This is a genomic window from Methanoplanus endosymbiosus, from assembly GCF_024662215.1.
GTDB classification, from domain to species: domain Archaea; phylum Halobacteriota; class Methanomicrobia; order Methanomicrobiales; family Methanomicrobiaceae; genus Methanoplanus; species Methanoplanus endosymbiosus.
The window spans coordinates 1,758,691-1,784,411 of sequence record NZ_CP096115.1; the positions used below are offsets into that span (position 1 = coordinate 1,758,691).

The 25,721-nt window shown below is 40.8% G+C and carries 22 protein-coding genes and 1 pseudogene; 10 read left to right on the forward strand and 13 right to left on the reverse strand.

Features of this window, described 5'->3' with window-relative positions:
• The first annotated feature begins 7 nt into the window (after nt 1–7).
• The gene (locus tag L6E24_RS07765; protein ID WP_257741422.1) at nt 8–1,135 is read left to right on the forward strand and encodes an ORC1-type DNA replication protein; all 1,128 of its coding nucleotides are present in this window, start codon (nt 8–10) and stop codon (nt 1,133–1,135) included.
• 70 nt (nt 1,136–1,205) lie between these two features.
• On the forward strand, nt 1,206–2,153 hold the full coding sequence (mch, locus tag L6E24_RS07770) for a methenyltetrahydromethanopterin cyclohydrolase (RefSeq protein WP_257741423.1): 948 nt from the start codon (nt 1,206–1,208) through the stop codon (nt 2,151–2,153).
• 210 nt (nt 2,154–2,363) lie between these two features.
• Here the strand turns inward: mch and L6E24_RS07775 are convergent, their stop codons facing one another.
• Both L6E24_RS07775 and tnpA read right to left on the reverse strand, forming a co-directional pair.
• Complete coding sequence (locus L6E24_RS07775) at nt 2,364–2,921, reverse strand: hypothetical protein (RefSeq protein ID WP_257741424.1); 558 nt, start codon at nt 2,919–2,921, stop codon at nt 2,364–2,366.
• Nucleotides 2,922–3,009: 88 nt separating this feature from the next.
• Nucleotides 3,010–3,405: pseudogene (tnpA, locus tag L6E24_RS07780) on the reverse strand (IS200/IS605 family transposase).
• Between the two features lie 95 nt (nt 3,406–3,500).
• On the opposite strand from tnpA, the gene L6E24_RS07785 reads away from it, so the two are divergent.
• Both L6E24_RS07785 and L6E24_RS07790 read left to right on the forward strand, forming a co-directional pair.
• Nucleotides 3,501–3,929, forward strand: a complete 429-nt coding sequence (locus tag L6E24_RS07785; protein WP_257741425.1) for a helix-turn-helix domain-containing protein — start codon at nt 3,501–3,503, stop codon at nt 3,927–3,929.
• Entirely contained in the window at nt 3,868–4,563 is a 696-nt protein-coding gene (locus tag L6E24_RS07790) for an RNA-guided endonuclease TnpB family protein (protein WP_257741426.1), read from the forward strand. Before L6E24_RS07785 ends, L6E24_RS07790 begins: the two co-directional genes overlap by 62 nt.
• Nucleotides 4,564–4,879: 316 nt before the next feature.
• Here the strand turns inward: L6E24_RS07790 and L6E24_RS07795 are convergent, their stop codons facing one another.
• Nucleotides 4,880–5,701 (reverse strand): tetratricopeptide repeat protein, encoded by an 822-nt coding sequence (locus L6E24_RS07795; protein ID WP_257741427.1) that lies wholly within the window; start codon nt 5,699–5,701, stop codon nt 4,880–4,882.
• A gap of 242 nt (nt 5,702–5,943) precedes the next feature.
• On the opposite strand from L6E24_RS07795, the gene L6E24_RS07800 reads away from it, so the two are divergent.
• Complete coding sequence (locus L6E24_RS07800) at nt 5,944–6,585, forward strand: hypothetical protein (protein ID WP_257741428.1); 642 nt, start codon at nt 5,944–5,946, stop codon at nt 6,583–6,585.
• Between the two features lie 112 nt (nt 6,586–6,697).
• Nucleotides 6,698–7,075: an OB-fold nucleic acid binding domain-containing protein gene (locus L6E24_RS07805; protein WP_257741429.1), complete on the forward strand. Its 378-nt coding sequence runs from the start codon at nt 6,698–6,700 to the stop codon at nt 7,073–7,075.
• A gap of 118 nt (nt 7,076–7,193) precedes the next feature.
• Here L6E24_RS07805 and L6E24_RS07810 read toward each other — a convergent pair whose 3' ends face one another.
• Both L6E24_RS07810 and L6E24_RS07815 read right to left on the reverse strand, forming a co-directional pair.
• Nucleotides 7,194–8,180, reverse strand: a complete 987-nt coding sequence (locus L6E24_RS07810) for a hypothetical protein (protein WP_257741430.1) — start codon at nt 8,178–8,180, stop codon at nt 7,194–7,196.
• Nucleotides 8,181–9,707: an SLC13 family permease gene (locus L6E24_RS07815; protein WP_257741431.1), complete on the reverse strand. Its 1,527-nt coding sequence runs from the start codon at nt 9,705–9,707 to the stop codon at nt 8,181–8,183. It abuts the gene before it with no gap.
• A 376-nt stretch (nt 9,708–10,083) separates the two neighbouring features.
• On the opposite strand from L6E24_RS07815, the gene L6E24_RS07820 reads away from it, so the two are divergent.
• Both L6E24_RS07820 and L6E24_RS07825 read left to right on the forward strand, forming a co-directional pair.
• On the forward strand, nt 10,084–10,836 hold the full coding sequence (locus L6E24_RS07820) for a class I SAM-dependent methyltransferase (protein WP_257741432.1): 753 nt from the start codon (nt 10,084–10,086) through the stop codon (nt 10,834–10,836).
• The gene (locus L6E24_RS07825; RefSeq protein WP_257741433.1) at nt 10,826–12,361 is read left to right on the forward strand and encodes an MBL fold metallo-hydrolase; all 1,536 of its coding nucleotides are present in this window, start codon (nt 10,826–10,828) and stop codon (nt 12,359–12,361) included. The genes L6E24_RS07820 and L6E24_RS07825 overlap by 11 nt, the downstream gene beginning before the upstream one ends.
• Nucleotides 12,362–12,597: 236 nt before the next feature.
• Here the strand turns inward: L6E24_RS07825 and L6E24_RS07830 are convergent, their stop codons facing one another.
• From L6E24_RS07830 to L6E24_RS07840, 3 genes are all read right to left on the reverse strand, one after another.
• Nucleotides 12,598–13,563 carry a PAS domain S-box protein gene (locus tag L6E24_RS07830; RefSeq protein WP_257741434.1) on the reverse strand — a complete coding sequence of 322 codons (966 nt, stop codon included), beginning with the start codon at nt 13,561–13,563 and terminating at the stop codon, nt 12,598–12,600.
• Between the two features lie 302 nt (nt 13,564–13,865).
• Entirely contained in the window at nt 13,866–14,660 is a 795-nt protein-coding gene (locus tag L6E24_RS07835; RefSeq protein WP_257741435.1) for a response regulator, read from the reverse strand.
• Nucleotides 14,661–14,853: 193 nt separating this feature from the next.
• Entirely contained in the window at nt 14,854–16,044 is a 1,191-nt protein-coding gene (locus tag L6E24_RS07840; protein ID WP_257741436.1) for an ABC transporter substrate-binding protein, read from the reverse strand.
• Between the two features lie 85 nt (nt 16,045–16,129).
• On the opposite strand from L6E24_RS07840, the gene L6E24_RS07845 reads away from it, so the two are divergent.
• Nucleotides 16,130–16,609 carry an LEA/WHy family protein gene (locus L6E24_RS07845; protein WP_257741437.1) on the forward strand — a complete coding sequence of 160 codons (480 nt, stop codon included), beginning with the start codon at nt 16,130–16,132 and terminating at the stop codon, nt 16,607–16,609.
• Between the two features lie 74 nt (nt 16,610–16,683).
• Here the strand turns inward: L6E24_RS07845 and asnB are convergent, their stop codons facing one another.
• The 4 genes from asnB to L6E24_RS07865 form a co-directional block, all read right to left on the reverse strand.
• Nucleotides 16,684–18,507, reverse strand: a complete 1,824-nt coding sequence (gene asnB, locus L6E24_RS07850; protein WP_257741438.1) for an asparagine synthase (glutamine-hydrolyzing) — start codon at nt 18,505–18,507, stop codon at nt 16,684–16,686.
• A 163-nt stretch (nt 18,508–18,670) separates the two neighbouring features.
• Nucleotides 18,671–20,317, reverse strand: a complete 1,647-nt coding sequence (locus L6E24_RS07855; RefSeq protein ID WP_257741439.1) for an ABC1 kinase family protein — start codon at nt 20,315–20,317, stop codon at nt 18,671–18,673.
• A gap of 136 nt (nt 20,318–20,453) precedes the next feature.
• The gene (locus L6E24_RS07860) at nt 20,454–21,479 is read right to left on the reverse strand and encodes a hypothetical protein (protein ID WP_257741440.1); all 1,026 of its coding nucleotides are present in this window, start codon (nt 21,477–21,479) and stop codon (nt 20,454–20,456) included.
• A gap of 284 nt (nt 21,480–21,763) precedes the next feature.
• Nucleotides 21,764–22,921: a PAS domain-containing protein gene (locus L6E24_RS07865; protein WP_257741441.1), complete on the reverse strand. Its 1,158-nt coding sequence runs from the start codon at nt 22,919–22,921 to the stop codon at nt 21,764–21,766.
• 107 nt (nt 22,922–23,028) lie between these two features.
• Between L6E24_RS07865 and L6E24_RS07870 the strand changes: the two genes are divergently transcribed.
• Nucleotides 23,029–24,810 carry an IS66 family transposase gene (locus tag L6E24_RS07870; protein ID WP_257741442.1) on the forward strand — a complete coding sequence of 594 codons (1,782 nt, stop codon included), beginning with the start codon at nt 23,029–23,031 and terminating at the stop codon, nt 24,808–24,810.
• Here L6E24_RS07870 and L6E24_RS07875 read toward each other — a convergent pair.
• Complete coding sequence (locus L6E24_RS07875; protein ID WP_257741443.1) at nt 24,780–25,373, reverse strand: PAS domain-containing protein; 594 nt, start codon at nt 25,371–25,373, stop codon at nt 24,780–24,782. The two genes, L6E24_RS07870 and L6E24_RS07875, sit on opposite strands and share 31 nt — an antisense overlap.
• Nucleotides 25,374–25,721: the final 348 nt, after the last annotated feature.

Sequence of the window (25,721 nt, forward strand, 5' to 3'; positions counted from 1 at the left end):
ATAAGCCATGACAAAAGATCTTCTGATGTGGGATGAGACAATATTCAGGGACCCGGAAGTATTTGAGACAGATTTTATTCCGGAACAGTTCAATTTCAGAGAGAACCAGATCAAAGAACTGGCTTTTAAGATCAAACCCGGAATGTCAGGCTCAAGGCCGTTAAATACAATATGCAGAGGTCTGCCCGGAACAGGCAAAACAACGACAATAAAAAAGCTTTTTAGCGAGATCGAATCACACACACAGAGGCTTGTTCCGGTGCATATCAACTGCCAGATTGACAATACAAAATTTGCAATTTTTGCCCAGATATACCATAAACTTTCAGGAAAGAGTATTCCGGCATCCGGCACATCCTTCAAGACTGTCTTTGAGATGCTCTGCAAAATAATCCTGGACAGAAATATTGTCCTTTTAGTCTGCCTTGATGATGCAAATTATCTCCTTTATGAAAAAGAGATCAACAAAATTCTCTACACACTTCTCCGCGCCCATGAAGCTGTTAAAGGGGTAAGAATAGGAATAATTACTGTAATCTCAGATATGGACATCAACCTGATGGAAGAAGTTGACATGAGAGTCTCATCCGTCTTCAGACCTGATGAGATCTATTTTCCGCCATACACCAGTGATGAAATGAAAGAGATTCTCCTTCAGAGAGTTTACCAGGGATTTTATCCCAATGTTATCAAATCTGCTGTTATTGACATTGTTGTGGAACAGACGATGAAAGCCGGAGATCTCAGGGTTGGAATTGACCTCTTAAAGAGAGCGGGTATTAATGCGGAGATGGATGCCAGAAAGACAATTGAGATCGACGACATATGCCGCGCATATGAGGTCTCAAAGAATATTCATCTGAAAAATACCTTAAAGACGCTGAAGATTGATGAAATGGATCTGCTAAAGATGATCTCAGATCTGGCAGGCGAAAATAATGAGATCACCTCCTCAGATTTATTCATCACAGTAAAGGAGAAACTGAAGATGGGTTATACCAGATTTACCGAAACAGTAAAAAAACTGGACTCACTCAGAATAATCAATATTAATTATAAAGGTATCAGGGGAAGGTCAAGAATTATCACTCTGAGATACGAGCCGGACCAGATAAAAGAGAATCTCCGGAAATGAAACCTCCAAATGAATTTGACAAATATTATCTATTTTGTTTGATCAATGTATGAATCAGGAGGTTTAACTCTTGATTAGTGTAAATGAACTTGCTCTGGACATATTTGAGGGACTCGCAGAGTTTCCGGAAGATTATAACGTTGAATTCCACCAGCTGAACAACGGCGCACGATTTGTTGACTGTGGAGTAAATACAAAAGGCGGTTACTCAGCAGGGAGAATTTTTACAGAGATCTGCATGGGCGGACTTGGAGAGGTAACTTTCCGCAATGGACAGATTAACGGCGTACCAATGCCGTTTATTGACGTAAACACAGATTTCCCTTCAATTTCATGCCTTGGCGCACAGAAGGCAGGGTGGACAGTAAAGTCCGGAAAATTCTTCGCAATGGGAAGCGGCCCGGCACGTGCACTTTCACTTATGCCAAAGCACACATATGAAGTCATTGAATATGAGGACGAATCAGATTATGCAGTAATATGCCTTGAATCAGACACACTCCCGGACGAAGCAGTAATGGAGCATATTGCAGAGAAATGCGGTGTTGACGTTACAAATGTATGCGCACTTGTTGCACCTACTGCATCCATCGTTGGTTCCATTCAGGTCGCAGGACGCTGTGTTGAGACCGCAATCTACAAACTCAATGAACTTGGGTTTGACACAAAGAAGATCGAGTCTGCAATGGGCACTGCACCAATTCCACCAGTCAAGAAGGATTCAACAAGGGCAATGGGATGCACCAATGATGCAACCATCTACCACGGCCAGATCTATCTTACCATGAGAGCACCTGAAATCACTGACTATCTCGAAAAGATTCCATCCAACAAGTCTTCGTCATACGGTGAACCATTCTATGACACATTCAAGAAGGCAAACTTTGACTTCTACCAGATTGATACATCCCTCTTCTCACCGGCAGAGGTTATCATCAATGAGCTTACCGAAGGGGAGACATACCGCGTGGGTGCAGTCAATCCTGAAGTCACATTAAAGTCCTTTGGACTTTTATAAACCAAAAATATTTTTGAAATAATTATACAAGCAGAATACCGGCATAATCCGAACTACAATTACAGTTTTTTTACTGCCGGAATTATCTTTAGACTGTTTTTTTGGGAATTTTATATTCATACTGAATCCAGATACCGGACCTTACGTCATAACCGGATCCCCGGAAGAAAACAGAGAAAAATAGATTGATTCAGGAAAAATCGGGATTTCTTACTGGTACTCTGCAAGAACGGATTCAACCTCTTCTGCAAGCTCTTTTGCCTCAGTAAATGAACCGCCTATGCCTCCAGGGGTCTCAAAATCAACGATGACAACGGCATTGGCTTTTATAACCCCCACCTGTGAGATCCTGCGTTCGGTCCAGGCATATGCCTCGTCCCCGGCATCAATCTCGACCATTTTAAACCCGGAATACTGCCCTTTCTCAGCATCATAGGCATTCTGAGCCTCAGCTTTAGTAAGGTAAACGCTTGCTGCAATTACTGCCTTATCACCGTTTTCACTCTCAAGAACTGCCGTGCATGTATTGCCCTCACATGCAACATCAGAGACGGCCCAGACTTCTGCAATTGCCAGAAGCTTCTCCTCAATCTCCTGAAGCTCAGGATTGTCAGAGACTTTGCCGGATATATCACTGCCGCTGAGATCACTCTCCTGAACCTTTGATTTCAGATCGCCCCCCCGATCACCAGTACAGCCGGATGACAAAACCAGACAGACACCAAACAGAACGACTGCAACAGCACAAAAAACACTCGTGAACTTCATAATTTTCTTCAGTCTGAATAACAGATATAATTTTTTAAAAATTTAGCGTAAATCCCCTTGGTCTTTAGCCAAGGGGGTGTAAGCGACATTATCCTTGTTCTCGTATATATTTCGTAATTGTAGTTTTACTAACATTTCCAATTGTGCAATAGAAATATCCATCGCTCCATAATGTATGTTCTTTCCAATAATATAACTTCAAATAATCCCCATGTTGTTTCCACATATTGAACGTGGATTCTTGTTTCAATCGTCTGACTATTGATAAGATACTAATTTCTGGATAACTTTCAATGAGTAAATGAATATGATCTTTGTCACATTCCATTTCTAGAATATCAAAATCAGATTTGGATGCAATACAATTCAAAATTTGTTTTAGATCGTTTTCATATCCAATTATTACATTTCATCGATATTTGCATACAAAAATGACATGATACATAAGAAGGAATTTACTGTGATTGCGTTGTTTGTAATCCATATTAACAAAAGATATATATGTGGTTATAATCAAGTCAAATATGAATGTTGAGAGCCTACAAATACCGAATCTATCCTAACAAAGAACAGGAGAAAATGTTCTTTCAGCATTTCGGTGCCTGTAGGTTTATCTACAATTGGGGTCTGGAAAATAAGATCCGAACTTATGAAACAGATGGAAAATCAATATCGAGATTTGCATTACAAAAAATGCTACCTGATTTGAAATCAGAGCATGATTGGATGAAAGATGTTAATTCGCAATCAATACAGAGTGCATTGTTAAATCTTGAGAATGCATTTACTCGTTTCTTCCGGGAAAAGAAAGGATTTCCAAAATTCAAATCCCGAAAAAATCCAGTGCAGTCATTTTCAGTTCCACAACATTATATTGTGAATTTTGATACTCATAAAATTAAATTACCTAAAATTGGATGGGTTAAAACAAAATTACACAGGAAATATGAAGGAGCCCGGAAAAACTGCAACAGTATCAGTCACCTCAACGGGCAAATTTTTTATTAGTATTTTGATAGATGATGGGCAGGAGCAACCTCCTGCACAATGTTTTGATGTAAATACAACTGTGGGTGTTGATGTAGGTATCAAAGATTTTGCAATACTTTCCAATGGGGAAAAGATTGAGAATCCCCGATATTTGAAACAGTCAATTCTCCGAATGAAAGTGTTGCAAAAACGATTGAGTAGAAAACAAAAAGGTTCTAACAACAGAAATAAAGCAAAAAATGCAGTAGCAAAAATTCATGAAAAAATTCACAATCAAAGAAGCGATTTCCAGCACAAACTCTCTTTTAGATTAGTATGCGAGAACCAAGCAATTGCTCTGGAAACTTTGAATGTTGAAGGGATGCTAAAAAATCATAAACTGGCACAACATATTGCTGATGCATCATGGAGTTCATTTGTTACTCAATTGGAATATAAAGCACAAAAACAAGGTAAAACTATCTTACGGATTGGACAATTTGAACCATCTACAAAAATCTGTAGTGAATGTGGATATTACAACCGTGACTTGACTTTATCTGATAGAGACTGGATTTGTCTGGATTGTGGGATACATCATGACCGGGATATTAATGCCGCAATAAATATCAGGAAATTTGCTTTAGATAGACAGAATCTAATTGGAATATAATATCTTTGCACCCTTGGAACGAGGGGAAGGGCCTGTGGACTTACGAACAATGGTTCGGGGTATGAAGCAGGAAGCCTCTGGGTCTTTAGCCCAGAGGTAGTTCACTTATCCAATATACTGAAATATCCTGTCAGCTGTCACATATCATAAGCAAAGATCTGAATTAAGCAAAAAGTCATACATAAACCAGCGATTAGCAGATAAACCGGAAATATTCCAAAAATTCACCCAGTACCGGCATTTCTGCCTGCATACAGATAATGGATGAAACATCAGGACGTTTGATGATAATGTTTCATGAAAAAATGATAATTATTCAGAGATTTTCCAGGATGTCCTGGTAACTGCTGATACTCTTCTCATAACTGCCCATAATTTTGGCAGCAACCGCCGGATATACAAGGGGATCAATCTCAACAGCCTTCTGATATGCCTCAACCGCCCTTCTGTGCGACTCAAAAGAGGAGAAATCTATTCTCTTTACCGAATCCCTCTCTGACGGAACCTTACCAAGCTCCTTATACATATCCTTGAGCTGGCCCTTATCATAGAGGGACTTGTAGAGATAGGCATCCCCAAGGCCGATCCAGGCCTTTGAGCTGGAAGGATTGATCTCAAGTACTGAATTATAGCAGGCAATTGCCTCATCATACCTCTGAAGCTTTACAAGCACTGCTGCTTTCTCATGGTAGGAGGTCTCATCTTCTCCTTCGACTGTGTCCGCACCCATAGATGAGAAATCATACATATCAACAACCATCTCATAGGCTTCCACACATTCAGCAAGATCCCCCGACTTTGCACTTAATTCAGCAAGTTTGTACAGATCGCTCTTATCTGCCAGGGCTCCTTTGTCTGCAATAATAAATTTCTGCATCTCTGATGCCGACTCGTACTCTTCAAGGCCGCAGAGTGCATCAACCTTCATCTCACGTGCCTCAATATTTGACGAATCCGCTTCCAAAACCCAGTCTGTTGTCATAACCGCAAGATCATACTTATTCTGCTCAATCAGATTTCCCGCAAGTGCATTTCCAATCCCCGATCTCAGTTCAGTATTTTCAGAGATTGCAGGCGGAATTACAATGCAGGCAAACGCAATTACGGCAATTATAATTAAGATGGTCTTGACTTTCATTATATAGCTCAATGATCTGAATCATATGATATTTAAAAGTTTAGATCACTACTGATAGGCACAAAAATATAGCCTGTAATTCAACATATTTTCTGGAACAAAAGGAATTGCACCCCTTATTATCAGGGCAGACTGATATTACATTACACCTCTTCAGCAGTAGAGAATATTACATGATCAGAAAACAGAGACCTTCTTTGTCAAATATTAAATATATATCAACCAACTATTAGATTATCAATATGCACTCTGACTCCGAAGGTATGACTGTACTTGAACTGCTTATCCTTACAGGACTTTTCCTGATATTTATCGGCCTCTTCGGCGGCACAATATACAGTGCATTTTTTGGTTCTGATGCACAGATTACAGGCGGAATTGTATCAGGGAGTGTCAGAGGAGAAACTACAGTCATCTATACTGAAGGCAGCATCTCCGGTTACGAAGACATATGCGGAACATTTGACGGTGTAGAACTCTATACCGCCAGACCTGACAGCAGAAAACTCGGAAGCATACTGCTGCCGGTCAAGACAACCATATCCTCATACACAAAAAATCCGGTTGACATCAGAAGTTTTACAGTAATGGTATATTACAGCGGCAGCAGTGAAACCCTTACCTATTCTGAAAAAAATCCGCTTGAGAAACCTGCATGGACAGTTGCACAGAGATCAGGCTATATCCCGCTTCAGGATGCAGATGATGACTATCTGATTGAGTCTAACGAAATATTTGATATACTGGTCTATCCAGGAAGTTCACTACCGCCGGGAGCAAATTTCGGGGTTGAAATTTCATCAGGTACAGGTATTCCATTGAAGGAAGACCTGACAGTCCCGCCGCAGATAGATTCCAGAGAGGTGGTGATATTAAAACCCTGAAAACTGATGAAACAGACCATTCTGCACATGTATTAACATCAGACCCACCTGCATCAGGGCCGGTTAATTTCCGGAATTTCAGGTTATAAACAGAGAAAATGAGAATATAACCATGTTATTTGAGAGAGAAGAGAAGACAGCCCTTATAATTCTTGCCGCAGTGATCATTGTCCTTTTTTTGGCACAGTTTGCCATCTCAGGTTATGACAAGTCAGAATTTGCAGAAATTTATTCAAATGAATCAGAAACAGGCAATTTGGTAATTCTAAAGGGTGAAATTAACACAATAGACAGGACAAAATCCGGCGGGCATATAATCCTCGATGTGTCCGGTGTAAAAGTATTCATTCCGGGAGGAGAGGAATACAATCTCTCAGTTCAGAAGAATGATATTGCTGAGATAACAGGAACTGTCGATCTTTATAACGGGGAAAGGGAGATAGTTGTGGATAAGAGAGAAGACATCAGAATAACGAAGAAAAAAGGCTGATATACCCCTATCCGCTGCACAACCCAGACATATTACCCCTGTACAATGCTCCCAGACTGATCAGGGATGTAATATTCCGGAAAAATAAAATATTCAGGTTAAATATTCTGAAAAATGCTTAAACACTGAAGAGATCATCATCATCTCTCTCAAATATTGATGATCTCTTAACCGTTTTATCCGGTTTGGGTATTTCATCATCATCCCGGTCAGATACTGAAAAACTTTTTACCGGCTTTGCCTCTTCGGGTTTTTCAGTAACATCTCTGTCAAAGACTGAAGAAGTCATAAACCTCTTTTCCGGCCTGATATCTTCTGCAAAAGACTCCATGATCGCATCTTTATCAGTTTCCTCTTCCGGGATTATATTCTCAAAAATATCATTGTTATTATGAACAAAATTGATCTCATCCTTTACCTCATTGGAAGTTCTGCCAGGACTTTCCATTAAATCTTCTCTCCTCTGAGGTTCATTTTCACTCTGCCTGATATTATCATCCTCCCTCTGGTTTGTATATCCAAAACCGGTATAAAAGGGATCATTCTCAGGACTTTTTTTATTCTTTTTGGATTTGGCAGGTGAATCAATATTCACGTTACCGGAAAAATCACCACTACCACTGCTATTATCCTCCTCAAAGCCCCCGGATTTTCTGCTACTCCCAGAAGATCTCCCTCCCGACATCTCCTTTGAGCCAAAAGCGTCTGAAAATATATCACCATCTCTCTCTTTTACTGATCTATCAGCACAATGCCCTTTTCTACCAGGCCCCGACTCTCCAAAACCTGTATAAAACGGATCCTCAGATTTGATCTTCGAACCTGAGCTCTTTTTTACCGGAGGTTTGCCGGTACGCCCAAAACCTGCATCCACCAGGTCTTTATCTTCATTATCATGACTTTCTTTTGAGGTTAACTTTCTCCTGTTCTTTCCCTCAACACCTGCCCCCTCAAGTCCGCCTGATATAAACTTCTCTCTTCTCATATACCTAACAACTATAGAATCCACAGATAATAAGAATAATGTGATTAAGTAAACCAGAGAGATTATAATTGTAACCGCAATTATAATTATAAAATAATATGGTGAGTATCTGGTGCTCACTCAGACACCGGTCACAGGTTCAAGCCCCCAGACAGGAATCTCCGGAGTAAGGCCCAGCACCCATGTGATCACAGTGAGCATGAAGATAGTCATAACAAAAATACCGATCAGATTCAGTATCCATCCGGTTCTCATCATATCACGCATTGTCACATAACCTGAACCGTATGCCACAGCATTCGGAGGGGTTGCAACGGGCAGCATAAATGCCATTGAACATGCAAATGCAGCGGAAAGCATAAGATAGTACGGATGAACACCCATACTGACCGCAGTAACTGCCATTATCGGCATCATAACTGATGCCATTGCAGTGTTGGATGTGACTTCAGTCAGCAGCGAGACGATTAAACCAACAACCAGAATTGCAATAATTATATGCAGTCCGTGAAGGAATGTCATATGCTCCATAATAACTCCGGCAAGTCCGCTCTTAATAAAGGCCTTTGAGAGGCATATACCCCCTCCAAAGAGAATAAGAATGCCCCATGGGATCTTCTTTGCCCACTCCCAGTTCATCGTAAATATACCCTCTTCAAGGTTAACCGGCAGAAGGAAGAGCATTAGTGCACCGGCTATAGCAATTGTGGAATCACCCACAAATGGAAGATATGTGCTAATACCCGGAATTACAATATCCCCAATATGCTTCTCAGTTCTCATAATCCAGGCAATGGCTGTAGAGACAAAAATAATAAGCGTCCATCTCTCACCCGCACTCATATTACCAAGGCCCTTTAACTTATCCTGAATAAGGTCTTTCCCGGACGAAATTTTATCAGGCATTTTCCTGTACGGCCCATATACCAGCCACAGCCATGCCAGGGGCATCAGCACACATGCCATCGGGAATGCAAACTTCATCCAGGTGAAGAAATCAATCGAAGGTGCATCAGGGAATATTGCATCGAGCTGCGCAACAAATATCCCGTTTGGCGGGGTTCCGATAATAGTTGCAAGCCCGCCGATCGTTGCCGCATATGCAATTGAGATCACAAGGCATTCTGAAAAATCCCTCTGTGTCTCACTCATCTCCTCAAGGCTCAAATCTGACTTAGGAAGTATAGTCGCGATAATTGCAACTGCAATCGGCACCATCATCATCGCAGTGGCAGTATTTGAGATCCACATTGACAAAAAACCGGTTGCAAGCATAAAACCAAGAACAAGCATCTTTGGTGAGCTGCCCACCTTACTTATTATATGAAGTGCAATCCGCTCGTGAAGACCCCACCTCTGCATCGACATTGCAATGATAAAACCGCCCATAAAGAGAAATATTATCTTGTCTGCATAGGGTGCACAGGCCTCTGCCGGGGTTAAAACTCCAAGAAGAGGAAAAAGCACTATCGGGACCAGGGCAGTCGCCTGAATTGGTATGGCCTCAGTCACCCACCATATCACCATCAGTGTCGTGGCGGCGGCAACATATTTTGCCAGTACCGGAAAGACAGCAGGGTCAACGGGGAATATAAGTATAAGAAGAAAAACTATTACCCCAAGATACCGACCCAATCTCTTTTTCATAACAGAGTGTTTTTGGCATTATTTCTATTTTTAAGTTCCTCTTTTAAAATTCAGCCATATTAAACCCAAATCGCGTAAAAAATGAATTAAACCCAACAAATACAAATTCAAGCAAAAATCAGGATTTAAATTTTATATTGAATCCAGAATAGGCCCAAAATAAGAAAAAAAACGGATAAAGTCATTTTTTAAAAAAAATTACAATCTGCATACTGAAAATCCGGCATTATGACAATTAATCCATTGCGCAGGAAATATTTATAATAGCACAGAATATGTAAAAATATCTGAATCTGCCACAATTTTATTTCATTTTAAAACTAAATCTATTCAGATAATTTATCCCCGGAATAAACTTCAGCAGGTTACAAAAAATATGAATTTTGAAGAAATTGTAAATATATCGCAGGGTCCGCTCGCAGTAATGAACCCTGTGAATCCCGAAAAAATACTGAAATTGTGTACACTTGCAGGTATATCAGAAGATTCCTTTGTACTTGATGCAGGATGCGGAAACGGTACAGTAATTGCATCAATATCAGCTGCATTCAGTGCCAGGTGCTCAGGTATAGAGATCCGTGAGGAAGGATATTCAAATGCTCTTTTAGCAATAAAAGATGCAGGACTTGAAGATCTCATAAATATTTACCTTGCAGATGCATCAGAGTACAAACCTGAGCCGGACGAAGAGTACGATCTTGCCATAGCCCTTGGCAGTTCACAGATCTGGGGCGGTATTGAAGAGACAGTCTCCGGACTTAACAGTATCATAAAAGAAGACGGCAAAGTAATAATCGGAGAAAGATACTGGAAGTGCAGCTCCCCCTCTCCGGAATTCTCAAGGGAATGGCCTGAAATACTTACTGAGTATGAAATTCTTCAGATATGCAGAGAGAACGGATATGAAATACAGGCAGTTATACATTCATCTGAGAGTGAATGGGATGACTATGAATCCGCCATATGGGGCAACTGCCTGAGATGGCTGTCAGATAATCCCGGACATCCCGATGTCGATGAGGTAAAATCCTATTTCAGCAGAATACAGGAGGAATATCTGGCATATGCACGGGAATATATAGGCTGGGCCATGTATCTCCTGACTCCGGCACAGAGAAATGAAGAATAAATATAAAGGTGAAATTTTGAACCGCTACTCATTTGTATCCCAGATCAGGGAGGGACCAAAATCACTGAGAATTGCCGCAGAGATCATCACCGAACTCAACGGAAACATAAACAGAATCCATTATGACCAGCATATTGATCCAAATACCGCCTTCTTTGAAGTTACATGCTCTGAAGATGAATATGAACAGATAAGGAAGAACCTATCTGATATAGCTTACCTGCGGACATCAATAAAAAGCCTGCCCTATTTATGCTTTGATGTCAAACTGCCGCACAGAAGCGGAGCGCTGCTCGAATTCCTGGAGCAGACCGGCAGTGAAAGAGCAATGATTGGATCTATTGACTTTGATGACTCCGGAAGCATTCCTGACAGGGTAACCGTCAGCATGAACCTTGAGGACACAGAAAGGACAGAAATTCTTCTGAATAAACTTAAGGCCCTATACCCGATTGAAATTCTTGAGTACAGTGAAACAGGGGATGAGCTTGACAGAACAGTCTTTTATGTCAGATTTGCCCATGAAATAAGACAGTATCTTGCAGATGATTCAGATGAACTCCTTATGGAATTCATAAAAGATATCAATCACAATGTTCAGGAGTTAAAAAAACATGGTGAAGATCCAGACAAAGTCTTTGAAAATTACCTCAGATGTGGGGAATACTTAAACTCAACCTCCGGATCAGGTTTTTATGCAGACGTTCAGGAGATTGAGATAGACAGGGATGTAACCCTCTTCTGTTTCCAGCTTCCGGCAGGTGGCAGTATATTCCTCTTCGACACTACAGATGAGATCGTCATGATAGATACAGGATATGGAATATATGCCGAAGATGCCAGGAAGATGTTTGCATTTTACGGCCTTGACATACAAAATAAACTGAAGTACATAATCACAACTCATGCAGATGCAGATCACTGTGGCGCAGGTGGAGCATATAACGTACCGGCATATATGCATCCGGCAACTCTGAAAATAATTGAATGCGGCAACAGGGCATGGGGATCAAAGAGTGAGAACCGGGTGCTTGAACGAATCTACACCACAATGATTGCCCTCTTCTCAAGATGGAACCCTCCGGAGAGTAAGAATATTGTACTCTATCCGGAAGGTTCAGAGAAGAAGAGATCTGTCTTTGATATCATCTCAGTCATTGAAATAGGAGGAATCAGATTTGAAGTGCTTGCGGGCAGGGGAGGACATCAGTACGGCCAGCTGATAATATATTCAGATGAAAAAGGAATCATCTTCACCGCCGATACCCTCATGAACTTCTCAAGTCTGTCAGAAGAGAGAAAGAGATACAATTCAATTGCCGACTTCCTGATAACCTCAGTCAATGTTGATAGTGATCTCGCGAAAATTGAGAGAAAAGCAATCTCTGAGATAGCTGATGATTACTATAAAAGAACAGAAGAGAGATGCATCATATGCGGAGGGCACGGCGCAGTATCATATCCGGATGAAAACGGACGCCTGAAGACATATGATAAAACTGAGCATTATACACACAGTGTATAATCATGGACTGCCGTCCGCCTGACTCAGGGAAACAATAAAAAACAGGTTTCAGAAATCCGGAGATGAACCGGATAAATATCCGGAATTATCATCTACCATATAGTCAACCCTGAATTATCCGGAAAAGCCGTTAAAATAATACATATAACTACCCATTATTGGAATAAAAGCTTATTTTTCCCCAAATAATCTGTATCTGCATCAGACATAATGGTCGACTATGCACTACAATAAGACTATTCATCTTTCAGATTTATCCTCTCAAAACTGAAATTATAATGTTTTATCAGAAATTCCCTTATCTTGGATGATTCAAGCCATTTTCTGTCAAGGTCTGCTACAAGACCGTCAATAATGCCAGCCTGTCCGAGAATAATCTCCGACTCTTCATGACCCAAAAAATCCGCAGTACCTACAATAATTGCCAGAGGATTTCTTATCTCATCATTAAGTATTGCAAACTGATTCAGATTATTTTCTATCTGTATAAGGGCTTCTTCATACTGCTTTTTTGCTTCGATCCACTCTGAGAGGTCCCTGCCCACATACTGGACTGCATCTGAATTCCCTCCACCATCATCAATAGACGACAGACTGAATTCAATCAATGCCTCTGTATCATCAGATCTGTTAATCCGCAGAAGGAAGGTCCTGCCCTTCACTCTGTGAATATTATTCACAACATCTATTATTTTATTGCCGGATTCAGGCGAGACAAAAGATAAAAAATCTCTCCCTATAACATCTTCCGGAGAATATCCGAGAATTTTTTTCACCGCAGGGTTGATATATTCAACATCACGCCCGCCTGATGTAAGCAGAATAAGATCCTGGCTGCTCTCTGCAAGGCTTCTGAACTTCTCCTCACTATGCCTCAGATCATCTTCAGCAGCTTCTCTTCTTTTAATATGGAGGGAAATCAGAAATCCGCCGATTATACAGAAGATAAGAAAAATAAGCCTCACAAATATACTGTATGCCGATGCAGTGAAGAGCATTGAATCCACTACAGATTCCGGAACTTCATTTATCATGAAATGAAGATTTGACGAAAAGAAGTAATACTGAAAAAAACTGTCCGCAGTCCAGAATAAAACTCCCAGGAGAATAAAATATAAAAATACCTTATTAGAGGTTTTAGAGAGCATACCCCCATTATTTTCCGGAATTATAATCTCTTTCTGAAACGGCACTTCACTCATCCTCAAAAATTATTTCTCACAAATATACTGCAATAGATGAGAAAACCCCACTCCGCTGTTTTCAATTGTAGGAGACGGACTATATATAATGGTTATTGATAATCCGGAGTTACAGACAATTACAGAATACATAGCCGGTTCATCATTCCGTAAGGAAAAAACCCATCTCAGCCGGGCCGCGGCACAATAACATTTCAGGATAAATTAAGGTTCAATTTAAGCTTCATTTTACAACAATATTAATGCCGGAACCTCTCTCATACAGTTCCGGCGCACCAAAATCAAAAAAAGCCCCGAATAAATCAACAGTTCCGCTCCTCTTCAAAGAAAAGACAGTATAATGAATTACTATTATCAAGTCTTTTAAATGAGATATTATAGTCCATATCTCCGATGCCGGCATTAAACGGAACTGAAATCTCACAGAGGGTCTGCCGGCCATTTTCACCAGATAAAAGAGACAATCTGAGATCATTTTCATCAAAACTCAGAAAGTCCTCAACTTCCATTCCCACGAGATCGTCCGGAGTTCTGCCTGCCATACGGCAGAATGATTCGTTGACCTCAATTATTCTCTTGCAGTCGCCGCCTTCAATAGCAAATATAAGCAGTGGGATGCTGATATGATTGAATATCTTTCTGTATTTCTCTTCACTGTCCAGCCTTTCCCTCTCTGCCTTTACAGCCTTATGCTTATTAAGAACAGTCTCAATTGTTGTATATATCTCTCTTGGCCTTGCAGGTTTTGTGAGATAACCGTAAGGCTTTGTTCCGATGGCCCTCTTTAAGATCTCATCTCCACTGTATGAAGTGAGATAAACAAAAGGAATATCACCAATTTCCCTTAGCCTCTCAGCGACATCAATACCATCAATCTCATCTTCAAGATTAATATCAATAAGGGCGATATCCGGATGCAACTCCTCTGCAATCCTGATTGCATCAGAACCTTTGGTTGCAAGGCCGACTACATCATATCCAAAAGAGCCAAGCGACCTCTCAAGGCTCAATGCAACGATAATCTCATCCTCAACTATGAGAACCCTGTACGCCGGTATGCTCTCCTCCTCTGTATTACTGATAACCAGAAAGACCAACTCCTTTTTATATCCAACATGAACTGTTACAATGCAATTTTCTTACTGAAACCTGAAAACAGATTTATTGTAATTTATCCAAACCGCACAATCCCCAATCACAGCATCAATATGCAACAATACAAATCCTTAAATTTTAGAATATATAAATCATTGAGATTTGATTGCAGAGAAGATGATGAATTTCAGGAATTTAATCGGTGTAAATGACATCAGAAGCTTCAATCAGCCCCGGAGGAACTTCAAATCCGATCTCTTCAGCGGTTTTCAGGTTAATAATTATTGAACTATCCCTTCTGTATTCAGCACTGAGATTAGAGATCTCACAGCCATTTAATATCCTGGAAAATGCATCTGAATAACGTCTTCCGAGATATTCATAATCCGGCTCAGCAAAACTCATCAGAACGCCATATCTGACCAGTTCAGGGTCATCAACGGCAAAAGAGGGAACTCTGTTCTCTGTTAACGGTTTTAAAAACTCTTCTGCATTTAAAGGACTTACTCCGTTCTGGGTTGTGATGATGAGAGCATCAGTTACAGGTGCGAGGTATTTATAGGCATCATAAACACTCCTGCGGCTCATTTCAATGTCAGGGTGATCATCCACAGTATAATACTCTATAATCTCAACTCCGTAATCATCAGAAAATCTCCTTAGATCTTCAATATGGCTGTATGATCTGCTCTCAGGGGTTGAGTTATCATATGCAATGCCTATTGTTTCAAACCGGAAGATGTAGTAATACAGTCTGAACTGATCGTAGTAGAAATCAGAGTCATAGACAGTATAAATATTACCCGGCAAATAAACCCCCGAATCCGGAACAATCCCTGTAGCAGCGGGATTTACCGAACCCATGACAATCACCGGAATATCTGCACTCAGACTTTTGCAGTCAGTCCCCGCCCATGTGCCAAGCGCTATTACAAGATCAATCTCTCCATCATCTGAAAGACTTTTCAGATCTTTTAAGTTTCCGGCCCTCAGTGTGTTATTCCATTCGGAAGAGAAGTAATGCTCTTTTCTGAAGTTTAAATAATCACTCCGGCAGTTTTCCGTGATATAATCAAGAACCGCAGGAGTGCTGTTTAAATTAACTGTATCTTCAGTAAAATATCCTTCAATCCACCCGTATTCTGCAATGCCGGCAGCAAAATTTTTCAGATATACCGGATATGTCTGGTGATGCCCACCCTGTACAACAGCAATATTCCAGGAAGAATTATCTTCTTTTTGTACAGGAGAGAGATTCACATCCGGACATCCATTCACAGCGTAGAATGGTAAAAATATGAAGATAAAAGCCATAACCATGACTAAAACAGGAATTACAGTCAGTGCCGCAATAGTTATTTTTCTGTGGTAATCCGGTACAGCCATCAAAAACTCCGAATATAATATCTGAATAATATGAAGATCTGCACAAAAATAACAATGATCTCCTGACTATGAGATTTTAGCCCTGATGATATTCAAATTATGTTATGACAAAACCCTGAAAAACTTTTTTGCATCACGAAACAATCATTCAGTAATGAACAATGAGATAAAACCTGACATTCAGATAAAAGATATTCACCTCTCAGGGATTACCACCAGAAAATTTTCACTCTCTGCTGAGCTTGATATAATCAACCCGTTTCCGGTGGGAGGCAGTGTAAAATCAGTAATATTTGAGATATTTTTTGAAAAAAGCACAGGGGAATCAGTTTATCTGGGCAGAGGCAGGAAAGACGGCATAAAAATTGAGAAGAGTGGCACCACAGCAGTTTCAGTTCCTGTTGAGATAGAGAACATCTCCGCAGTAAGCGCCCTTATCACCGCACTGACCGACAGAATTGAGATTATCATAAAGGGAAAGGCAGATTTTGACCTCAAAATTACATCATTATCCATACCATTTGAGAGACGGGAGAAGATAAATTCATTAACTGACCTTCTATGAAGTATTTTTTTACCATCCAAAAGATGCGAACCGGATAAGATGAATCATCTCAAAAAAATATATTTTTCCGGAGATCACAGCAGTTCACTGCGCCCGTCAAAAAATATCCTCAGCCACAATTCCGAGCAGAAAACCCTCCAGAAATCCTTAGAATAGCCCGTTTTTCCGGATAGGAAGAGATTATAATCTTTCAGGATTTCATTTGCATCCCAGTACTTTCTTGAGGCAAATTCATCCGAATTAAAGACATTACCGACAATGTCAGATATATCCTCACCAAACCAGACCTCATCAGGTGCAACAAAACCCATCTTGTCCATCCTGCACCTCACACTCTCCGGAATCAGACCTTTTGCCGCCTTTCTCAGGCAGTATTTTGTAACTCCGCCTCTGATCTTCTGGTCAAGCGGGAGTGATGCAATATATTCGACAAGCCGGTAATCAAGGAAAGGCACCCTTGACTCAATAGAAAAAGCCATCGAATTTCGGTCCTCATAACGCAGAAGTGCCTGAAGGTTATTTCCGGACATTTCATTATACAGTACCTCATCAAGTGTGCCTGCATAACGGTCAGTGAAAGGCACTACCCCAAAAAGATATGATCTCCTCTTTTTTCCGGACTTAAGCTTAGCCGCCGCATCAATGAAAAATCTCCTGTGGTGCTTCATAATGCCTGCAATCTCCCTTAACAGTGCAGCAGGAGAGAGAGACAGAGATCTGATATGTGATGCCTGATAGCCAAGGTACCCGGCAAGCTGTTCATCTGCGCCCTGTCCGTCAAGGACAACCTTCACACTCTCACCGGCAAGCTTCATAACACAGTACTGTGAATATATCGAGAGTGAGTCAAAAGGCTCCTCCTGCGTGGTTATCAGGCTATAAATATCATCTCTGAGATTATGTACATCCGGAAATATTCTGTATCCGGATGCCCCTGTCTTCTCAATTATCTCATCAACAAAAACTCTTTCATCATACCTCTCATCCTCATAGCATGAGGTAAATGTCTTCTGGCGGTCTCCGACACTCAGGGGATTTTCCTCCCTTATCAGAACGTTTATTATTGCAGTTATTGTGGATGAGTCCAGACCGCCTGAGAGACAGGTACCCACGGGGACATCACTTCTGAGCCGCAGTCTTACCGAGTCGCGGAGAAGTTCGTATAAACCGTATGCCGATTTATCATCAGTGATATTTCCGGCGGAGAAGAGTTCCTTTGATACTGATAAATCCCAGTAACAGACCGGATTTTCAGGTTTACCACCTCTTACAGTCATATAATGTGCAGGCTTTAAACTGCATATCCCTTCAAAGAGTGTCCTTTCGTCATTGTCAGTTATACCACACGAGAGATAGAGGAGGAGTTTTTCATCATCAGGAGTTGTTCCTATCTCAGGATTTTTCAGAAGAGCTTTAATTTCGGATGCGAAATAAAAGGAATTTCCGGATAATGAATAATAAAATGGCTTTATTCCGAATCTGTCCCTTGCACAGAATAAGAGTTTTTCCACTTTATCATACAGCGCAAAGGCCCACATCCCGTTAAATCTCTTCAGACATTCAAATCCCCATTCCTTATAGGCATGGATGATAACCTCAGTGTCACTTTCAGAACGGAATGTATGGCCAATTTCTTTCAGTTCGGATTTCAGCTCAATATAGTTGTAAATTTCACCGTTAAAGACTAGAATAATCTCAGAACTCTCATCTGCCATCGGCTGTGCGGCATTGTCAGTGATATCAATGATAGAGAGCCTGCGGTGCGCAAGTCCGATATTGTCATCATAATAAAACCCCTCACCGTCAGGCCCGCGGTGAGCAAGAGCAGAGGATATGCTGCTGAGCATGTCCCTTCTTACAGCCCCGTCCTGCGCATAAATACCGGCAATTCCGCACATATTATTACATAAAAATCTGTGCTATTATGATAAATATCAACTTGTCATATCCGGAAAGATTCTCTGCCGTAGAAGATTTCAATACAGCCCCGGATAAGGACTGGAGAAAGAGAAATAAAAGATCTATCGGTACAAAAAGTATTGTGGATATTTCAGGGAAATATCACCGCTTTTTATCATAAAACAGGAATTTAATAACCATTGCAATACCAAGCCCAAAGGCTATTACATAAACAATTATCGTGAAATAGACAAGCCATGACGAATATTCTATATCTGCCGAAAATATAACAAGGGATGCACCAATTACAAGCGCAGAGGCCACAAGACCGAGAACCATCTTATCTGAGGCCTGTTCAATGGTGCGTGAGAGATCCTTTACATCATTGGCCACAATGTCAACATGGATATTGCCGGTTGAGATGTTGTTCAGCGTCCGGCTGATAATCTTTGGAAGTTTAAGAACCCCGTCTATTCCGTCAAGCATAGATGAAGTGGATCTCTTCAGCCTCTTTTTAGAGAGATATCTGTGCTCAATAATCTCTCTTAAGTAAGGTCTTGACTCCTCATAGAAGTTAAAGTCAGGAGATAGTTTCACACCAATATCAAGCACCATAACAATCACTTTCAGAAGCGACATCAGGGTGTCCGGGATCTTAATATCGTACCTGTTCAGGACTCTTGGAATATTCTCTATTGTGTCACCCGGATTCACACTGGAAAGCTCCACACATTCACTGTCAAAGAGGGTATAGTAGATCTCATCCTTGACATCCTCCATATACTCTTCTTTGATGGTAACCCCAAGTTTCTGGAAGGTCTCAATTAGCATATCGACATCGTTGTCAACAATTGCCAGAAGGAGGCGAATGAAAAGATCACGCCTCTCAGGCCTGACAATCGCAACAGCACCGAGATCAAGGAAGGAGAGATCACCGTACGGTGTCACCCGGAGATTGCCCGGATGGGGATCGAGATGAAAGAAACCGTCCTCAAATATCATCTTGAGGTACGCTGAAAAACCCCTTGAAGCGATCTCCTTTGGTTCATACCCATATATTCTTATACCTTCGGCGTTGTCCACCCTGATACCCTCAATATACTCCATTGTGAGCATCTTTGTGCCGGAATACTCCCAGTATATCTTTGGGAATTTGATACCCTTCTTATCCTTAAAATTACGCCGGAATATATCTGCATTCTTCCCTTCAGAGACATAATCAAGCTCCTTTCTCATCATCTTCGTAAAGTCGCCGACAAGACCGGAAAGGTTGTATGCCCTTGCTGTAGGATTGACCTTCTCAAGGCGGGATGCCATATTCTCAATGATTACTGTATCTGTGGCAATCTTGTCCTCTATGTCAGGCCTCTGTATCTTAATTGCAACTATTGTCCCGTCATGAAGAATGGCCCTGTGCACCTGCCCGATTGAAGCCGCAGCTATCGGCTTTTTCTCAAAATAGGCAAAGGCCTCATCAACCGGCCCTGTATAACTCTCTATTATCGGGCGGAGTTCTTCAAAGGTGACAGGTTTTACGTGCTCATGGAGTTTTCTAAGCTCCCTGATCATCTCCGGGGGAAGCCTGTCAGTCTGTGATGCAAGCATCTGCCCGAATTTTACAAATGTCGGGCCAAGTTCTTCAAGCCCGAGTCTGATTCTCTCATAAACGGATCTCTCGTCCGGTCTTGCCCTCTTGAAAAAAACCCTCCTCCGCGTTGCTTCCGGGTCAATTTCATCAAGGACAATTCCAAACCCGTAATTCATCATGACATCGGCTATCTGCTTATACCTCGTCAGGCGGGTTACCATAAAGAGAATATTCCAGCTTAATACTAAAAAAAGATATAACCTGAAAACCGGTCAGAGATGGTAATATTCAGGTAAATGTTATCTCCGGACTGGAAAAAACGGTTAATCAACCGGAAAAAGTTCCGGTCTGACTGCGTTACAGTACTCTTCTGCCACATCCCATCCATAGTAGTGACAGAGCTGCCGCAAGAACCGGCACTACAACCGAAAACGGAGACTGAGGGGTTTTCTGTCCCATCGGAGTTATAGCTTCTGTTTCTGCTGCCACAGATGTCTGTACCGGGGTCTGCACAGATGTGGCAGTCTTTTCATTTCCAGCCGGAGACTTCTCCATGACCTCTGTTATTGTTATCGTCATGGTTGTCTTATATGAGCCGTCCGGCCTTCCAATCTCAAACATATACTCACCTGCGGGGTAATCCGATGCGTCTATTTCAACATTCCACAGATTTAAGGGGTGGGAGCCTGTGACATAAATATTTCCTGATGTGCCACCCTCAGGCATGTCTGAATCCTTTGAGGTCGGGCCGAATTCTAGCGGCTGGAGCGAGTAAAACAGTTTTTCACCAGCGGCAAAATTTGTACTGCCGCTCAGTGATATTACTCCTTTTTCATAGACCTTATCATCTGAATTGTCCTCAATGAGAGGATCTTTGAGGATAAACGAGGTATAGGAGTACATATCATCGATATCATTTGAGTCAAGCATACCCATAAGCGCCGCTGCGGCCTGCCGACCCTGAAGGCTGCCCGAACCTCCGATGATAAAAGAAGAACCAGCATCTGAGGTTACAATAGTCTGCCCCTGTGCATCTGTTGATGTGTAAACGTCAAACTTCCCGTTGTATCCGGGATGCTGCACAATCACATAATACTGCCCCGCGGCAAGACTGGATGTTTCAGACGGTGAAAGTTCATAACTATAGTCACCCGAAGATCCCACTGAGATCATATTTCTGTCCCACAAATTATTGCCAAATAACCATACCGCAACACCCTGGGACGGACTTCCGGCTGCAAAACCCGATACTGTTACAGTGTCACCTTTTGCATAACTGAGAAGATCATCAGCAGGATCTGAGCCCGATACAACACCTGTGATAAGTACAGGGAGAAGAAAGAGAGCAGATGATAAGATTACAAATATTCTGTATTTATTCATAGTTTCACAACCAAAAAATTTCTGCGTCGCTTCATGAAAAGGAGAACATGAACCTTTCACAGGTATTTATACCGGGTTATGTATCTGATATTAGAAAATATTGACTGAAAACTGATCGGGAAAAATAACAGTGATTTAAACCTGTATTTATCGGTTTCAGAGAGGAAAGATACCTGCATAAACAGGACAGTTCAGGACAGTTCAATGCCGGAATTATCCGTTGCAGCCCTATTGGAGGGTATGTCCCTCGCTCCGGGCCGGGTAGATGGCAGTTCAGTCCCGCCTTACCCTTTAAGCGCAGTCTCAGAGGCGGATGAGACCATAGCAGTAACATTCCCGTCGTCGTCCTTCAGAAGGGTATTTTGCCATATAACTTCCATCTCTGTTCCGTCCCTTCTCATAAGAGTGCCAATTTTATCCGGTGACGGTACAGTTTTTCCGGATATAATATCTTCAAAGGTCTTCTTCGATGCCTTTCTGAGATTTTCAGGGACAAAGAGTGAAAACCAGTCTTTTCCGGAGATCTCACCCTCTTTGTAACCTGTCATTTCACAGCCTTTTTTATTGAGGCATTCTACTGTTCCGTCTCCTCTGATTACAGCTATCATAACCCCTGCAACATCAAGACAGCCCTGAGCCATATCCCTCTGCCTGATGGCCTCGCCCTCGGTTTTTCTTAGAGAGGTGATATCATCAGCAATTGTCATTATGTATTCCAGAGTGCTCTCCGGCCCTTTCACAGGAGATTTCCTGACCCTCAGTACGCGCTCACCTTTTCCAGGCATATTTATCTTTAAATCAGGCATCTCAATTGAATCTCCGGTTCTCACAACCTCACTGTCTCCGGATATTAGAGATTCTGTAATTGTATCATGAAACAGTTCACAGCCCATCTTTCCGTTGGCTTTTTTCCGGTCAATGCCAAAAAATTCCTCGGAAGCACGGTTAAAGAAGATATATCTGCCCTTTTTTGTCTCCTTAACCATAACCATTGATGGTATATTCTCAAATATTGAATTCAGGAATGATTTCCATCTGAAGAGATCGCGGTATGCCTTCTTTCTCTCAGTTATATCCCTGCATACTATCCTAAATCCTGTAAGATCACCAATTTCATCATACTTTGGACAGATGCTTGATTCAAGGCAGACTGGCTTTCCGGCATTATTCAGCACTGAGCATTCAAATAATTCCGAACTTCCGCCATTGGTGCAGATTCCGGAGAAAAACTCCGCAATAACCTTCCTCTCACCGGCATCCTCTATAAAGTCAAGAAGGGATTTTCCAAGAATTTTACATGAGTCATGTCCCAGGATATGGGAGGTTCTCGGACTTGCATATGTGACGTTATAGTCTTCATCAAGATCAAGTATGGCATCATTTATCTCCTCTACAAGGGACCTGTAATTCCTTTCACTTTCCTTTAAAGCTTCTTCCGCCATCCTCTTACCAGTGATGTCCTCAAGAATTACGTATCATATCCATAATGTGAGGTAATGTGATAATGGATAATAATTTGTACTTATAAATTCAAAATATAGAATACATTATGTCAAATGGTATCTTCAAAGAATTAGAATCCGTAATAACTCCTGATCGGATAGATAATTCTCCGGATAAAGACATAATATATTTGCTCATCTCAGCCTTTGAGGAACTATCTGCAAAATACGATAAATTATATGAAGAGCATCTTCAACTCAGAGATGATTACAATCATCTAATTGGTGAACAGGGTAGGCCGGAAGCCGCAAAAAAAGGAAAAAGAAAAGGGGGTTCTGGCAATAAAAATCATTCTACTGAGGAGGAACGCTCAAAAAAAGAGAAATCAGATCAAAATAATCCAAATAAAGGCAGAGGAAAACGTAATCATAAAATCGAAATCCATGAAGAAAAGATCTGGTACTCTGACAAAAATAAACTTCCGAAAGATGCAGTTTTTAAAGGCTTTTCTGAATTAATCATACAGGACATTGAAATTCGTCCGAGAAATACAAAGTTTTTACTTGAAAAATATTATTCCCCTTCAGAAGGAAGATATCTCTTAACTGATCGACCTCAAGGATATGGTGGAGAATTTGGTCCTGGAATAAAGGCACTTATTATTGAATGCAAAGCAATTTGTGGAATGAGTGAAAATGGAATTAGAGCCTTTTTAAATAACCATGGTATCTTTATAGCCCAATCTACAATCTCAAGGAAATTAACTGAAAAGAATGAGGTTTTAGATAAAGAATCGGAAGATATACTAAAAGAAGGAATAAAGTCCTCCGATTACCTCCAGACAGATACAACTGGAGCTAATGTAAATGGCACTCAATATAATACACATATCTTTTCAAACCATAATTTCACAGCATTTAGAACTTCTCCAAAAAAGGATAGAATTAGCATAGTTAAGCACATTATGGAAGTTTTAGAACCCAAGTACCTATTCAATGAGTTTGCCTTTGAACATTTATCCAATCTTAGAACCGCAAAAAAATGGATCAAAAAACTTAGAGAAAATATTTACAACTCTTGCTTTAGTGAATTTGAATTAGAAAATAGTTTGGTTGAGTTATTTGGTCAAGAAGGGTTTAAAACGCTTAAAAAGCGAGTTACTGAGGCTGGATTGATTGCTTATTACAGATCACAGAAAGATTACCCAGTTCCAAAAATTCTTCTTACAGATGATGCACCCCAATACGACAATATCACTGAAGAACACCAGTTATGTTGGGTTCATGAAGCCAGACACTATAAAAAATTAAAACCTAAAACTGCTGTAATGAGAAAAGTCCATGAAGATTTCATGGATCGGTTTTGGGCATTTTACAGAGAGATGAGAGCATATAAAGACAATCCATCTCCAGAGTGGGCATTAAAAATTAGAAAGGACTTTGATGAGTTATTTAACAGCGAGACTGAATATAAAGAGTTGAACCTAAGAATTGAGAAGACACACCGGAATAAAGACTTCTTACTCACATTCTTAGATCACCCTCACGTCCCTCTTCATAATAATGATGCTGAGCTTGGAGCACGAGCACAGGTCAGACATCGTGATATAAGCTTATTTACAAGAAATGAGAAAGGAACAAATGTTGTAGACAGAAATTTAACAATTGTTAAAACTGCTAAGAAGTTGGACATAAATCCCTTTGATCATATAGCCGGTTTGATCATAAATGGTCATAGACAAAAATCACTTGCTGAGATAATAGCATGCAAAAACCAGAAAGCAACCTTGGATGATCTTAAAATAGAGGGTAAAAATTCAGTTGCTGCAAAAGAGGACCTTTCAAATGTACCGGTAGGTCAACACAGATACATTTCATCCAACTTATAAAAATTCATTTTTAACCTATTTCTCCGATTTTGGATATGATACAGAATTACTGTAACTCCCGGAGAGGAATCAGAGAGAACTGTAGGGATTATCCTTATTCTGTAAAAGTGCTCTTCTCCACCCCTGACTATTCTTATCTCATCCGTTGTTTCCTGCCCTTCAAGAGCAGACTGTATTTTATTGTTAATAAGAGGGTGATCAAATCCGACAAGTGCAGAATTTCTGATCTCTTCTCCAATCAGATCTTCTTTTGCAATTCCAATCATGTTGCAGAGATGATCATTTGCCTGCACAATTACCTGACTGCTGTCAAGAACCACAACCATATCCGAAGAAAAATTTATTATTGCTGATATGGGTGCGCGCTGTGATATGAAAAAGACCTTTGCCTTTCCATAATTTTTCATATCAACCTGTCCGGAAATTCTGAGCATGTCAAGATATCTTGAGACAGTATTTCTGTTGAGTGATATATGAGCAGCTATATCTGAAACAGACATCCCACGTGGACTTGTTTTTAAAACAGCCATTATCTTTTCAAGCTCTTCAGCATAGGAATCCATTCTGATAAGATATGTACTACATCGACTTTACTTATGGATTTCGTTGTTGCATGACTCAATGCCGCACCCAATGCAAAACTTAATGCCTGGCATTGAAAGATACATTTATATACATCCCCTACAAACATAGTAAATGCATACCAGTGGCATTTTTTGAACACTGGAAATCTAATAAAATAGACAAATTTGGCATCCGAGGAATTTTGTCTGCAAAAAATGGTTAAATTCAATCATTTCAAAGATCTGCCTTCGGCAGGATCCATGACAAACACATAAAATTCCATAACTTAAATTCCATTCGAAAATCCTCCACATACCCGGGAAAGATTTTAAGCTACCAGACTGATG